The 13,707-nt window shown below is 68.2% G+C and carries 13 protein-coding genes; 9 read left to right on the top strand and 4 right to left on the bottom strand.

The annotated features are described in order from the left end of the window. Positions 1 to 32 precede the first annotated feature (32 nt). Positions 33 to 2,057: a phosphatidylglycerol lysyltransferase domain-containing protein gene (locus tag AC4PTB_RS06570; RefSeq protein ID WP_492192255.1), complete on the top strand. Its 2,025-nt coding sequence runs from the start codon at positions 33 to 35 to the stop codon at positions 2,055 to 2,057. 69 nt (positions 2,058 to 2,126) lie between these two features. Continuing rightward, positions 2,127 to 3,143, top strand: a complete 1,017-nt coding sequence (gene bmt, locus AC4PTB_RS06565) for a betaine--homocysteine S-methyltransferase (RefSeq protein ID WP_492192254.1) — start codon at positions 2,127 to 2,129, stop codon at positions 3,141 to 3,143. Positions 3,144 to 3,240: 97 nt separating this feature from the next. Here the strand turns inward: bmt and AC4PTB_RS06560 are convergent, their stop codons facing one another. Then, a complete protein-coding gene (locus tag AC4PTB_RS06560; protein ID WP_492192253.1) occupies positions 3,241 to 4,347 on the bottom strand; it encodes a PA0069 family radical SAM protein in 1,107 nt (368 codons plus the stop codon). 166 nt (positions 4,348 to 4,513) lie between these two features. On the opposite strand from AC4PTB_RS06560, the gene AC4PTB_RS06555 reads away from it, so the two are divergent. From AC4PTB_RS06555 to AC4PTB_RS06545, 3 genes are all read left to right on the top strand, one after another. After that, positions 4,514 to 5,212, top strand: coding sequence for a corrinoid protein (locus AC4PTB_RS06555; protein WP_492192252.1), 699 nt, complete (start codon positions 4,514 to 4,516; stop codon positions 5,210 to 5,212). Between the two features lie 95 nt (positions 5,213 to 5,307). Next, complete coding sequence (locus AC4PTB_RS06550; RefSeq protein ID WP_492192251.1) at positions 5,308 to 5,475, top strand: hypothetical protein; 168 nt, start codon at positions 5,308 to 5,310, stop codon at positions 5,473 to 5,475. Then, positions 5,472 to 6,101, top strand: coding sequence for a DUF1638 domain-containing protein (locus AC4PTB_RS06545; RefSeq protein ID WP_492192250.1), 630 nt, complete (start codon positions 5,472 to 5,474; stop codon positions 6,099 to 6,101). The genes AC4PTB_RS06550 and AC4PTB_RS06545 overlap by 4 nt, the downstream gene beginning before the upstream one ends. A gap of 15 nt (positions 6,102 to 6,116) precedes the next feature. On the opposite strand, the gene AC4PTB_RS06540 is transcribed toward AC4PTB_RS06545, so the two are convergent. Next, positions 6,117 to 7,007 (bottom strand): bestrophin family protein, encoded by an 891-nt coding sequence (locus AC4PTB_RS06540; RefSeq protein ID WP_492192249.1) that lies wholly within the window; start codon positions 7,005 to 7,007, stop codon positions 6,117 to 6,119. Between the two features lie 195 nt (positions 7,008 to 7,202). Between AC4PTB_RS06540 and AC4PTB_RS06535 the strand changes: the two genes are divergently transcribed. The 3 genes from AC4PTB_RS06535 (at position 7,203) to AC4PTB_RS06525 (ending at position 8,957) form a co-directional block, all read left to right on the top strand. Next, positions 7,203 to 7,895 carry an AzlC family ABC transporter permease gene (locus AC4PTB_RS06535; RefSeq protein ID WP_492192248.1) on the top strand — a complete coding sequence of 231 codons (693 nt, stop codon included), beginning with the start codon at positions 7,203 to 7,205 and terminating at the stop codon, positions 7,893 to 7,895. Next, the gene (locus AC4PTB_RS06530; RefSeq protein WP_492192247.1) at positions 7,892 to 8,230 is read left to right on the top strand and encodes an AzlD domain-containing protein; all 339 of its coding nucleotides are present in this window, start codon (positions 7,892 to 7,894) and stop codon (positions 8,228 to 8,230) included. The genes AC4PTB_RS06535 and AC4PTB_RS06530 overlap by 4 nt, the downstream gene beginning before the upstream one ends. A gap of 64 nt (positions 8,231 to 8,294) precedes the next feature. Further along, the gene (locus AC4PTB_RS06525; RefSeq protein WP_492192246.1) at positions 8,295 to 8,957 is read left to right on the top strand and encodes a GntR family transcriptional regulator; all 663 of its coding nucleotides are present in this window, start codon (positions 8,295 to 8,297) and stop codon (positions 8,955 to 8,957) included. A gap of 24 nt (positions 8,958 to 8,981) precedes the next feature. Here AC4PTB_RS06525 and AC4PTB_RS06520 read toward each other — a convergent pair whose 3' ends face one another. Next, the gene (locus AC4PTB_RS06520; protein ID WP_492192598.1) at positions 8,982 to 10,316 is read right to left on the bottom strand and encodes an aspartate aminotransferase family protein; all 1,335 of its coding nucleotides are present in this window, start codon (positions 10,314 to 10,316) and stop codon (positions 8,982 to 8,984) included. Between the two features lie 312 nt (positions 10,317 to 10,628). Here AC4PTB_RS06520 and AC4PTB_RS06515 point away from each other — a divergent pair, with 312 nt between their 5' ends. Further along, positions 10,629 to 13,124 (top strand): putative bifunctional diguanylate cyclase/phosphodiesterase, encoded by a 2,496-nt coding sequence (locus AC4PTB_RS06515; RefSeq protein ID WP_492192245.1) that lies wholly within the window; start codon positions 10,629 to 10,631, stop codon positions 13,122 to 13,124. A gap of 56 nt (positions 13,125 to 13,180) precedes the next feature. On the opposite strand, the gene AC4PTB_RS06510 is transcribed toward AC4PTB_RS06515, so the two are convergent. Continuing rightward, complete coding sequence (locus tag AC4PTB_RS06510) at positions 13,181 to 13,672, bottom strand: NYN domain-containing protein (protein ID WP_492192244.1); 492 nt, start codon at positions 13,670 to 13,672, stop codon at positions 13,181 to 13,183. Positions 13,673 to 13,707: the final 35 nt, after the last annotated feature.

Genomic DNA, 13,707 nt, shown 5'->3' with positions numbered 1-13,707 from the left:
TCCTTGCGGTTGCGCATCGTCGGGGAGGCAGCATGTCTAAAGACACAGAAACGGCCCTTGCGGCCGCGCTTGCAGCACGTGGCCTTGTCCTGCCCGAGGGCATGCGGATCGGCGCGGCGGCGCGCAAGCAGGCGCTTGGCCTTGCGCTTGTCGCGGTGTTTCTCTGGGTGCTGCGCGACAAGATTGCCAGCCTTGACGGCGCGGCGATTCTGGCGGCGCTGGCGCGGGTCGATGCGCTGTCCTGGGCGCTGGCGATCGCGGCGACTGTCGCCTCCTTCGCGGCGCTGGCGCAATATGACGCGCTGATCCATCGCGCGCTTGGCACCGGCACCGCCCCCCGCCATGCCCGCCGCGGCGGCTGGACCGCGATCGCGCTGTCGCAGACGATCGGATTCGGGCTGGTTTCGGGGGCGCTGGTGCGCTGGCGGATGCTGCCGGACACCTCGCTCGTGCAGGCCAGCAAGATCACCGCCACCGTCGCCGCGACCTTTCTGGCGGGCTGGTCGGTGCTGACCGCGGCGGTGCTGCTGATCGCGCCGGTCGATCACCAGCATCTGCCGGTGCTGGCGGTGCAGGGGCTGGCGGTTCTGGGCCTTGTTCTGGGCGGCGGGCTGGCGCTGGCGACGCTGGTGCTGCCCGAGGGGCTGCGGCTGGGCCGCTTCACCCTGCGGCTGCCGCCGCTGGCGGTGATGGGGCGGATCCTTGGCCTTGCAACGCTTGACACCGCTTTTGCCGCCGCGGCGCTCTGGGCGCTTTTGCCCGCCACCGAGCCGCTCTCTTTCCTGGCGCTCTATCCCGCCTTCCTGCTGGCGCAGGGCGCGGGGTTGGTGTCGAACACCCCGGGCGGCGTCGGCCCGTTCGAGATCACGCTGATCACCCTTTTGCCCGGCACCTCCCAGCCCGAGCTGATCGCGGCGATCCTGGCCTGGCGGATCGTCTATTACGGCCTGCCCGCGCTGGCGGCGATCACGCTGGTGGCGCTGCGTCCGGCGCATGCGCTGCGCAAAAGCACGGTGCTGCGCCCCGCCGAGGCGCCCAAGCCGCTGCTGCGCCGCGCGCTCTCGGGGCCGCAGGCGGAACTTGGCCTGCTGCGGCAGGGCGAGCACGGGCTTTTGCCCGGCGATTGCGGCACCGGCGGCTGGATGGTCGGGCGGGCCGCGCGGACCCTGACCGGGCTGCTTGACCCGTTCGGCGCAACCCCGGTGGCGGTGCTGCTTGAACGGCTGCGCAGCTCGGCCCGGGCCGAGGGACGCGTGGCCTGCCTTTACAAGATTTCCCCCCGCGTCGCGGCGCAGGCCCGGGCGGCGGGCTGGGCCATCGCCCCGGTCGCCACCGAGGTCTGGCTCGATCCCGCCCGTTTCGATCTGAACACCCCCGCCCGCGCCGGGCTGCGGCGCAAGCTGCGCAAGGCCGAGAAATCCGGCCTGCGCGTCACCCGCGCGCTCGGCTTTCTGCCGCTCGACGAAATGGAGGGGCTTGCCCGCGCCTGGGCGGCAACGCATGGCGGCGAACGCGGTTTTTCGATGGGCCGTTTCGCGGCGGATTATGTCTCGGCACAACAGGTTCTGCTGGCCCGCGATGGCACCGGGCGTCTGGTCGGCTTTGCCAGTTTCCACGCCACTTCGACGGAATGGGTGCTTGACCTGATGCGCCCGGGCGCCGAGGCCCCCGATGGCACGATGCAGGCGCTGATCACCACCGCGATCGCCGAGGCGGCCCGCCTCGGGGCACGGCGGCTGTCCCTCGCGGCCCTGCCGCCGCGCGCCGAGGACAGCGAAGGACCGGCGGCGGCGCTGTGGCGGCAGGCCGAAAAGGGCAAGGGCGCGGCCGGGCTGCGCCAGTTCAAGATGGGATTCGCGCCGCAGCTCTCGCCCCGCTACATCGCCGCGCCCAACCATGCCGCGCTGATGCTCGCCGCCGCCGACATCGCCCGCGCCATCCACCGCCCCGCCCCCCTGCCCGGCGCGGCAGCCGCCGACACGGCCGGGTCCGAGAGCGATCCGGCCCCGCGCTTCGCCCGCGCCACCGCCGCGGTCTTCGCGTCCAGACGCTCCTGAACGAAAGGAAATTGCACTTTTCCCCGCCCCGTGGCAGGGAGAAGCCAATCTTGGTTCAGGAGAAGCCCGATGACCAACACGCTTTCCCGCCTGCTGCAATCCCGCGACTGGCTGCTGGCCGACGGGGCCACGGGGACCAACCTGTTCAACATGGGGCTGTCCTCGGGTGAGCCGCCGGAACTGTGGAATGTCGAGCACCCGGACCGGATCGCGAAACTTTACGGCTTCGCGGTCGAGGCGGGCTCGGACCTGTTCCTGACCAACAGTTTTGGCGGCAATGCGGCGCGGCTGAAGCTGCACAATGCCCAGGGCCGGGTGCGCGAGCTCAACCGCATCGCCGCCGAGATCGGCCGCGAGGTCGCCGACAAGGCGGGCCGTCCGGTCGCCGTCTGCGGCTCGATGGGGCCGACGGGCGAGATCTTCGCGCCGATGGGCACGCTGACGCATGAGCTCGCCGTCGAGATCTTCCATGAACAGGCCGAGGGGCTGAAGGAAGGCGGCGCCGACGTGCTTTGGGTGGAAACCATTTCGGCGCCCGAGGAATACAAGGCCGCCGCCGAAGCCGCCCGCCTTGCCGGGATGGACTGGTGCGGCACGATGAGCTTCGACACCGCCGGGCGCACGATGATGGGCGTCACCTCGGCGCAGCTGGCGGCGCAGGTGGAGAAACTGCCCAATCCGCCGCTCGCCTTCGGCGCCAATTGCGGCGTTGGCGCGGCGGATCTGTTGCGCACGCTGATGGGCTTCGTCGCCACCGGCACCGAGCGCCCGCTGATCGCCAAGGGCAATGCGGGCATTCCGAAATACCACGACGGCCATATCCATTACGACGGCACGCCGGAGCTGATGGGCGATTACGCCTGCCTGGCCCGCGATGTCGGCGCAACGATCATCGGCGGCTGCTGCGGCACGATGCCGGTGCATCTGAAAGCGATGCACGAGGCGCTTTCGACCCGGCCGCGCGGACCGCGCCCGAGCCTTGAGGACATCGCGGCGAAACTGGGCGCCTTCTCCTCGGCCTCGGACGGCACCGGCGATGACGAGGGCGGCCCCACCCGCGAGCGCCGCGGCCGCCGTCGCGGTTGATCCAACCCGTTGAAAAGAGCGTATTTTGACCAAGAAAAAGCCTGTGGGTTTTTTCTTGGCTCAAATACGCATCCTTGGCCCGCAGGAGGCGCAGGTGTCAGAACAGTTCGAGCTGCTCACCCGCGCGGGGGGGCACCGCAAAGCGCGCGCAGTCAAGCGGCGGCAGTGCGGCGGCCAGGCTGAGGCGGCGGCAGGAGACCTCGAAGCGGCGGGCCAGAAGCTCGGCCTCGGTGCCCTCGCCCTCCATCCGCGTGGTGAAGCGCGGATCGTTCAGCTTGCCACCGCGGAAGGCCGCGATGGCACCCAGCACCTTTTCCGCCCGCAAGGGGTAATGCCGCGCCAGCCAGTCAGCGAACAGGGGCGCGACCTCGTTGGGCAGCCGCAGCGGGATCATCTCGGCCGCGCGGGCGCCTGCGCGCCGCGCCTCGGTCAGGATCGCTTCAAGCGCATGATCGGTCAGGCCGGGAATGATCGGCGCCGCCATGACGCGCACGGGGATGCCCGCCCGCGCGGCCGCGCGGATGATCCGCAGCCGGGTCTGCGGCGCGGGGGCGCGCGGTTCAAGCTTGCGCGCCAGATCCTCGTCGAGCGTCGTCAGCGACACCGCCAGATGCACGAGATTGCGTTTCGCCAGCGAGCCGAGCAGATCAAGATCGCGCAGCACCCCGGCGCCGCGGGTGGTCAGCAGCACGGGATGGTTGAAATCGCTGAGCACCTGCAACAGGCCGCGGGTCAGGCCCCACTCCGCCTCGATCGGCTGATAGGGGTCGGTGGCGGTGCCCAAAGCGATCGGCGCGGGCACATAGCCGCGTTTCGACAGCTCGCGCGCCAGCAGCTCGGGCGCCTCGGGTTTCGCGATCAACCTTGTCTCGAAATCAAGCCCCGCCGAAAGCCCCAGATACCCATGCGTTGGCCGCGCGTAGCAATAGATGCAGCCATGTTCGCAGCCGCGATAGGGGTTCACCGAGCGATCAAAGGGCACATCGGGGCTTTGGTTCTTCGTGATCACCGATTTCGGCCGCTCCACGCTGACCTCGGTGCGCAGCAATTTCTCGTCCTCGACCAGATCCCAGCCGTCCGGCTCGACGATCCGCGCATAGGGTTCGAAGCGGCCGACCGGATTGGCCGCCGCGCCCCGCGCGCGCAGGCGCTGGCGCGGATCGGCAGGGGGCAGGTCAAGCGGCAGGGGCAAAGCGTGCATCATGAGCGAAAATTAGAACGAAATGGGAACATTTCGCAAGAGATTCGCCCGGGGCATCGCAGGCCCGGAGCCCGCTTGCGTCGGGGACGGACCGGCGCATGTCGCAAAACGGCAAGTATTCGAAGCCTTTTTTCCGCATCACAAAAGCAAGCACGCGCAGGAGACAGCCATGGCCGATGAAGACGACATCATCCTTTCGGAACTCGACGATGAAGAGCTGGTGCAGCAGATGCACGACGACCTTTACGACGGCCTCAAGGAAGAGATCGAAGAGGCGGTCAACATCCTGATTGCGCGCGGCTGGACGCCCTATGACATCCTGACCAAGGCGCTGGTGGCGGGCATGACGGTTGTGGGCAACGATTTCCGCGACGGCATCCTGTTCGTGCCGGAGGTGCTGCTCGCCGCGAATGCGATGAAGGGCGGCATGGCGATCCTGAAGCCGCTGCTGGCCGAAACCGGCGCCCCGCGCATGGGCAAGATGGTGATCGGCACCGTCAAGGGCGATATCCACGACATCGGCAAGAACCTGGTGGCGATGATGATGGAGGGCGCGGGCTTCGAGGTCGTCGATATCGGCATCAACAACCCGGTCGAGAACTACCTTGAGGCGCTGGACCGCGAACAGGCCGATATCCTTGGCATGTCGGCGCTGCTGACCACCACCATGCCCTACATGAAGGTGGTGATCGACACGATGAAGGAAAAGGGCATCCGCGACGATTACATCGTTCTGGTGGGCGGCGCGCCCTTGAACGAGGAATTCGGGCGCGCGATCGGCGCCGATGCCTATTGTCGCGACGCCGCCGTGACGGTGGAAATGGCCAAGGCGATGGTGGCGCGCAAACACAATCAGATGGGCGCCTGAGGCAGCCTGCGACAGGATTTCGAAAGGCCCCGACCCGGTGCGGGGCCTTTTCTTTTGCCGCGCGGCCCCCATATGAAGGGAATGGAGAATGAGCGATGCAGCCGATGCCCCTTCCGCATTTTCTGATGCTGCTCTGCGCGGTGATCGCCGCCGCGGGGCTGACGATCTTTCTGGCGGTTCAGTCCGGGCTGTCGCTGGCCGTGCTGGGTCTGGGCGCGCTGATCGGTGCCGGTCTGATCCGGATGCTGGCGCGGGTGGAATGATCTCTGACCGCGGGCTGACCGAAGCGGGTCTGCCCCCCGAGGGGCGCGGCCGGGTGCTTCTGATCGCCTGCGGGGCGCTGGCGCAGGAGATCCTGGCGCTGAAGGCGGCGAATGGCTGGGATCATCTCGATCTGACCTGCCTGCCCGCCAATCTGCATCTGTGGCCCGAGAAAATCACCGCCGCGGTGATCGAGGCGGTCGGGAAGCATCGGCGCGATTATGACAGCATCCATGTCGTCTATGCCGATTGCGGCACCGGCGGGCAACTGGCCGAGGCCTGCGCGCGGCTTGGCGTCGCGCTGATCCCCGGTCCGCATTGCTATGCGTTTTTCGAGGGCAACGACCGCTTCGCCGCCCATGCGGAAAGCGAAATCACCGCCTTTTACCTGACCGATTTTCTGGTCCGGCAGTTCGACGCCTTCGTCTGGCGGCCGATGGGCTTTGACCGGCACCCGGGCCTTGTTCCGATGATGTTCGGCAATTACGAAAAACTGGTCTATCTGGCGCAGACCGAGGATGCGGCGCTGGAGGCCAAGGCCGCGGACTGCGCCGCAAGGCTTGGCCTGCGTTACGAGCGGCGCTTCACCGGCTATGGCGATCTGGCGGCGGAACTGGCGCGGCTTTAGACCGTCCGAACCGGCTCAGCCCAGCAGATAATCCACCGGCGCCAGCGGCGCGGGCGGTTCTTCGCCCAGATGCGGCGCCAAGCTGATCTCCATCGCGCGACAGATCGCATCAAGCGGCAGCGCATTCGGCGAGGTGCCGAACGGATGCGACATCTCCTCGGAGACCTCGGCCAGACCCAGAAACACATAGGCGACGATGGCGACGATCACCGGCGTCAGCCAGCCCGCCGCCGCAAACAGCGCCACCGGCAAAAGCAGGCAATAGATGTAGATCGTGCGATAGATCAGCAGCGAATAGACAAAGGGCAAGGGCGTGCCCGCGATGCGTTCATTGCCCGCCTGCGCCAGCGTGATCTCGGCCAGCCGTTGCGACAGCGCCCGCGCCCCGAAGCCGTCGATGCCGCCCGCCCGATGCGCCACCGCCAGCCGCGCCGTCAGCCGGTCCAGCGCCGCACAGGCCGGATTGGGCGCCGCGATCAGATCGGGCGCAAGGCGCAGCGCCTCGGGATCGGCCGCGATCTCGCGCAGCCCCGCCCGGTGCAGATGCGCAAAGGCGAGTGCATCGCGCAGCACCGCGGCGCGCAGGACAGGATCGGCGATGAACAGCTCGGCCTCGCGCGCCAGCATCCGCAGATCAGAGAGCAAGCCCCCCCAGAGCTTGCGCGCCTCCCACCAGCGGTCATAGGCGGCGTTGTTGCGAAAACCCAGAAACAGCGACAGCGCCAGACCGAAGACCGTCACCGCCACCGGATCGACCACCGGCAGCACCTCGAAACGCAGCCCAAGCCCGGTCAGCAGCGTCGCCGCCACCGCGACAACCGCCACCGGCCGCGCCACCGCGGGCACGATCGAGCCCTTGAGCGCAAAGGCAAGGTCAAGGGGGCTGGGCTTGTCACGCAGGATCATCGGGCGTCCTTTCGGCTTTTGCCCGTCTTGGGCCGCATCACAGCGGCGGGCAAGGCCCCGCCCCCTCACGGCCAGCCACAATGGCGCGAGCGCGCGCCTTTGCCCAAATTCCGGGCAGCCGCGATTGATCTGCGCCCGCCCGCTCCCTATAGTTGTGCCGTTGCGGCCCGATCCATTCCCTTGAGGCATCCCTGCATGACCGACATCCCCCGTTTGCGCGACGGTTTTCTGGCCGCCATCCCCTTGATCCTGGGCTATTTTCCCATCGCCTTCTCGTTTGGTGTCGCGGCCATTCGCGCGGGGTTAAGCCCGGCCGAGGCGGTGATGTTCTCGGTGGTGATCTTCGCGGGGGCGGCGCAGTTTCTGGCGCTGGCGCTGGTCACCAGCGGCGCCCCGATTCTGATCTCGGCGGCCACGCTTGCGGCGATGAACCTGCGCCATGTGATGTATGGCCCGGCGCTTCTGGAAAAGGCCGGACCCGCCGCCAGCACCCGGTTTTCCTGGGCCTGGGGCTGGTGCCTGACCGACGAGGTCTTCGGCGCCAGCCTTGGCGCGCTGGCCCGCGGGCAGCGCTTTTCCGAGGGTTTCGTCGGCGGGCTTGGCCTTGGCGCCTATCTGTCGTGGATCGCGGGCACGGCGGTCGGCGCCGCCACCGGGGGCGAGGCGCTGAAAGCCTTCCCGGCGCTTGATGCCGGGCTGGGCTTCATGCTGCCCGCGCTGTTCCTGGCGCTGCTGCTGTCAATCCTTGACCGCCGCCAGCTTGGCCCGGTCGCGGTGGCGGTCGGCGCGACGGTTCTGGGCAGCCTGACGCTCAGCCCGACCTTGGGCATCCTGGCGGGCATCGCCGCGGGCGCCGCCACCGGAACCCTGCAGAAAGGCCGCGCATGAAAACCGAGCTTCTTGCCCTTGCCGCATTGACCGGCCTTGCCACCTGGGCCTTTCGCGTCGTGCCGACGAAACTGCCGCTGACCAGAAGCGCCGCCGATGGCCCGCTGCGGCGTTTCTTTGCCGCCACCGGACCGGCGGCGATTGCCACGCTGTTCACCGCCTCGGTGCTGCCGATGCTGCAAAGCCCGGGCACCGCCCCCCTGCCGCTTCTTCTGGGCACCGCCGCCGTGCTGGCCGTCTGGTTTGCTCGCCGCTCGGTCGTGCTGGCGACGCTTTCGGGCGCGGCCGCCTGCGGACTGGCGACCTATGCCGGGCTCGGCACCCCGGGGATTTGATCATCTTTCGCAAGGGCGGAAAACCGGCTATCCTGCCCGCAGCCGAAACCCCGAAAGGACCCGTGTGGACAGTCTTGCCGCAAAAGAACCCGCGCATCTGAGCGTCTATCGCGGCATCCGCGATCTGATCCTCTCGGGCGATCTGGCGCCGGGCCATCCGGTCACCATTCAGGGCCTTGTGGCGCGGCTTGACGCGGGGGTGACCCCGGTGCGCGAGGCGATCCGGCGGCTGACCTCGGAAGGGGCGTTGCAGTTTCACGACAACCGCCGCGTCACCGTGCCGGTGCTGCGCGTGGCGCAGGTCGAGGAGCTGATCTTTGCCCGTAACGCGCTGGAGCCCGAGCTGGCGCGGCAGGGCGCGGCGCGGGCGCAGGCCGCCGATATCGCGAAGCTCGAAGCCATCGATGCCGCCCATACCGCGGCGATCGCCGCGGGCAACACGCGGCACTACATGGTGCAGAACCACCGTTTTCACATGACGCTTTACGCGCTGGCCGGGACCGAGGTGATCCTGCCGGTGGTCGAGGCGCTTTGGCTGCGCTCGGCCCCGGCGCTGCGGGTGATGTGCGGGCGCTTTGGCACCTCGAACCTGCCCGACATGCATCAGGCGGCGCTGGCGGCGATGCGGGCGGGCGACCTCGCGGGCGTGGCCGAGGCGATCCGGCTGGATATCCTGCAAGGCATGGAAAACGTCCGTGAGCTGCTGCTCGAGGCGCAACCCGGCTGATCCGCCGGGCCGCGCAAGAGCGCCTCAGGCGCTTTGGTTCAGCCCCTCGGCAGTGATCCGCACCAGCGTTTCATCAAGCGATTTCAACGCCCTTTCGATCAGGATGTCGATTTCCGCGGGGGTGATGACCAGCGGCGGCGAGATGATCATCCGGTCACCAACATGGCGCATGACCAGGTTGTTGGCAAAGCAGCGCTCGCGGCAGATATAGCCCACCGTGCCCGATTTCGACGCGAATTTCGCCCGCGTCGCCTTGTTCGGCGTCAGCGCGATCGAACCCATCATGCCGACAATCTTCGCCTCGCCCACCAGCGGATGCGCGGTCAGGCTTTCCCATTTCGCCTTCAGATACGGCGCGGTCTCGGCCGCGACCTTGGCGACGATCCCCTCCTCGTCGAGCAGGCGCAGGTTCTCCAAAGCCACCGCGGCCGCGACCGGATGGCCCGAATAGGTATAGCCATGCGCGAATTCATCCGAGCCGTTGATCACCGCGGCGACCTTGTCCGAGACGATCGAGGCCCCCATCGGGATATAGCCCGAGGTCATGCCCTTGGCGACGGTCATGATGTCGGGGGTGATCCCGAAGGTCTGGCAGCCGAACCAGTTGCCGGTGCGGCCAAAGCCGGTGATGACCTCGTCGGCGATCAGCAGGATGTCATACTGGCGGCAGATGCGCTGGATTTCCGGCCAGTAGGTCGCGGGCGGAATGATCACGCCGCCCGCGCCCTGCACCGGCTCGCCGATGAAGGCGGCGACGTTTTCGGCGCCGATTTCCAGGATCTTTTCCTCAAGCTGACGGGCGCGGGCCAGACCGAAGGCCTCGGGGGTCATGTCGCCGCCCTCGGACCACCAGTCGGGCTGGTCGATATGCGCCACGCCCGGGATCGGCAGCCCGCCCTGCGCATGCATCCCCTTCATCCCACCGAGGCTCGCCGCCCCCATGGTCGAGCCGTGATAGCCGTTCCAGCGCGAAATGATCACATTCTTTTCCGGCTTTTCCAGCGCCTGCCAGTAGCGCCGCACCAGGCGGATGTTGGTGTCATTCGAATCCGACCCCGAACCGTTGAAGAAGACATGGTTCAGATCGCCCGGCGCAAGCTCTGCCAGCCGCTTCGCCAGCTGGATCGCCGGGATATGCGAGGTCTGGAAGAAGGTGTTGTAAAACGGCAGCTGGCGCATCTGCTTCGCCGCCGCCTCGACCAGCTCTTCGCGGCCATAGCCGACATTGACGCACCAGAGCCCGGCCATGCCATCCAGGATCTCCTCGCCCTCGCTGTCGGTGACCCAGACGCCTTTCGCCTTGGTGATGATCCGCGCGCCTTTCTGCGCCAGCCCGTCGCCATCGGTGAACGGGTGCATGTGATGGGCGGCGTCAAGCGCCTGCAGCTCGGCGGTGGGAAGGTGATTTTCAAACACGCTCTGTCCTTTCGGGTCAGGATCTGCCGCTGCCACGGGGCAAGGGCGGGTCTTTTCAAAATATGATCAAATTACCCGCCAGCGTCAATCCGCTCTCTCCGGCGAAGCCGTCTTGCGGGAAAAACCTGCAAATACCGCGCGGCGGTCCCGGGCGGAACGAACAGCCGCTTTGCATTTTCCGAAATCCCTGTATCCTTGTCGGGCCGCCCCCCTTGCCGGGGCGGTCGCAGCCCTGCGTCGCGCGTCGGAGATCCCATGTCCGCACCGCCCCCCCCGTTTTCGGCCGATACCGCGGACACCCGGACCGCGTTGCAAAAGGCCCTGTATGGGGTCTTGCGCCGCGCGATGCACTGGCGCGAGCAGGCACCGGCGCGGCAGCAGTTTCTGGCCGGGCTGTCGATGATCGCGCTGGGCACCGGGCTGCGCGAGCTTTTGCATGCGCTGGGCGCCGAGGTGACCTACCTGCCGCTTTTGCCCACGGTGACGCTGGCCGCCGCCTTCCTGCGTGCCGAGATCGGTCTGACCGTGATCGTGCTCACCGCGCTGCAGATCCATTTCCTGTTCGTGCCCAAGGCCGGGCCGGGCCATGACATCGCCCAGCTGATCTATCTGGCCGCGGCGGGCTTCACCGTCCTTCTGGCGGACCTTTTCGTTCGCGCACAAAAGGTTGCCCTGCTCGAAAGCCGCCGCGCCGACCGTGTCGAGCGGCTGAACGCGGCGGTGATCGAATATTCGAACGACGCGATCCTGACCCATACGCTGGATGGCCTTGTCACCACCTGGAACCCGGCGGCGACAGCGATGCTGGGCTATCCCGCCGAGGAACGGATCGGCAGGCCGGTGCATGATCTGTGCGGCACCGAGGTCGACCAGAGCGCCGAGATCTTCGCCCGGGTCCGCGCCGGCAAGACGGTCGAGCATTTCGAAACCCGGCTGCGCAGCCGCGATGGCCGCCGGATCGATGTCTCGATCACGCTCTCGCCGATCCGCGATCCCACGGGCGCGATCGTCGGCATCTCGACGATCCTGCGCGACATCACCGAGAACATGCAGATTTTCGACGCGCTGCGCCAAAGCGAGGAAAAGCTGCGCTTCGCGCTAGATTCGGCGCGGGCGGGATCGTGGCAATGGCACTGCCCCGAGGACCGGATGATCGGTTCGGAGCGGTTCTTGCAGCAGCACGGGCTTGCGCCCGCGGCGGCTCCGCTGACGCTGGCCGGGTGGCTGGCCTGCCTGCATCCCGAGGACCGCGCGGGGGTGCAGGCGCTGGTGCTGGGGGCGCTTGACACCGGCGGGCGCGATCAGGCGCTGCAATATCGCGTGGCGCTGCCGGACGGGCGCGGGGCGCGCTGGATCGAGGCTTTCGGACGGATCGAGCGCGATGCCGAGGGGCGGGCGCGGAAGATCAGCGGCATTTCCTTTGATGTCACCGACCGTTTCGAGGCGGTGGAGCGCATCGCCTATCTGGCGCATCACGACGGGCTGACCGGCTTGCCGAACCGGGCGCTGTTTCTTGACCGGCTCGAGGCGGCTTTGGGGCGGGTGCGGCAGACGCGGGGCTGCGCGGTGCTGCTGATCGATCTCGACCGGTTCAAGGGGGTGAACGAGACGCTGGGCCATGCGGCGGGGGACAGGCTGTTGTGCGCGGTGGCGGCGCGGCTGCGCGCCGAGGTCGGCCCGGCCGAGACGCTGGCGCGGCTGGGCGGCGACGAATTCGCCGTGCTCTTGACCGAGACCGAGGCGCCGCAGACGGTGAGCGCGCTGGCCGAGCGGCTGATCGCGGCGATCGAGGCGGAGTTCGATCTGGACGGGCGGCGGGTCCGCATCGGCGCCAGCCTTGGCATTGCGATGGCGCCCTCGGACGGGCTGGGCCCGAAGGCGCTGGTCAAGGCGGCCGATGTGGCGCTGTGCCGGGCCAAGGCGGACGGCTCGGGCTGTCTGCGGTTTTTCGCGCCCGAAAGCGACAGCCGGATGCAGCAGCGCCGGGCGCTGGAAAGCGATCTGCGCCGGGCCTGGGCGGCGCGCGATTTCCAGCTGTTCTTCCAGCCGATCCTTGAGATGAAGACGCGCCGGGTCTCCTGCCTCGAGGCGCTGTTGCGCTGGCACCACCCCGAACGCGGCTGGGTCTCGCCCGAGACCTTCATTCCGCTGGCCGAGGAGATGGGGCTGATCGTGCCGGTCGGCGAATGGGTGCTGACCGAGGCCTGCGCGGCGGCGGCGCGCTGGCCGGGCAGCCTGCGGGTGGCGGTCAATCTGTCGCCGGTGCAGCTGGCGCATATCGGCCTGGCCGAGGCGATCGCAGCGGCGCTGCGGCGGACCGGGCTGGCGGCGAACCGGCTGGAGCTGGAGATCACCGAGACGGCAATGATGAAGGAAACCCCGGCGACGCTGGCGACGCTGGAGCGGCTCAAGGGGATCGGGCTGCGCATCGCGATGGATGATTTCGGCGCCGGTTATTCCTCGTTGCGCAACCTGCAGCGGTTTCCCTTTGACAAGGTGAAGATCGACCGCGCCTTCACCGCGGGTCTGGGCAGCTCGCGGCAAAGCGCGGCGATCGTGCGGGCGGTGACGGGGATGTGCCAGAGCCTGGGCATGGTCTCGACCGCCGAGGGGGTGGAGACCGAGACGCAACTGGCCGCGCTGGCGCGCGAGGGCTGCACCGAGGTACAGGGCTATCTGTTCAGCAAGCCGGTTCCGGCGGCGCAGGTGGGCGCGCTGCTGACCCGGCTCGACGGGCTCAAGGTCGGCTGAGCGGCAGATCATCGCGCAGCCCCCGGGCGCCACCGATCCGGGCCTGCGCCCGGAGCCTAATGCTCGTCGACAACCGCGAGGATCTTCCGATCCGGGTCGGCAACCGGCGCGGGCTGCGGGGGCGGCTGCAGCGCTTCGGTCAGCGCGGCGGGGGGCGAAAGGGTGACGAAGGTCTCGCAGGCGTCGCGAAAGATCTGCGGCGTCCTCGTCTCGCCGATCCCGGTCACCTGCCGCCCGTATTCACGCAGGCGCAGCGCCAGATGGCTGAAATCGCGCTCCGAACTGGCGATCACGAAGCGGCTCACCCCCTCGCGCAGCGCCAGCTCCATCGCATCGAGCGCCAATAGCAGGTCTGCGGCAGTCTTGCCCGTGCCCGCATGCATCAGCCGGAATCCCTGCGGACCGCCCTGCCAGTCCGTGGCCTTTTGCGCGTCGAGATAGACCCGCCGCACCGTCACCGTGCCCAGAGCCCGCGCGCGCAGCGCGATCTGCCCGACATATTTGGCCGAAAGAGTCTCGCCATCGACCAGAACCGCGACCGTTTCCATCTGACCTCGCCACCCCGGCATATCTTTTCAACCCA

This window comes from Rhodobacter sp. 4.3.4 (assembly GCF_058724655.1).
Note: the sequence above shows the minus strand (reverse complement) of the source record. Positions and strands in the feature narration are given on the sequence as shown.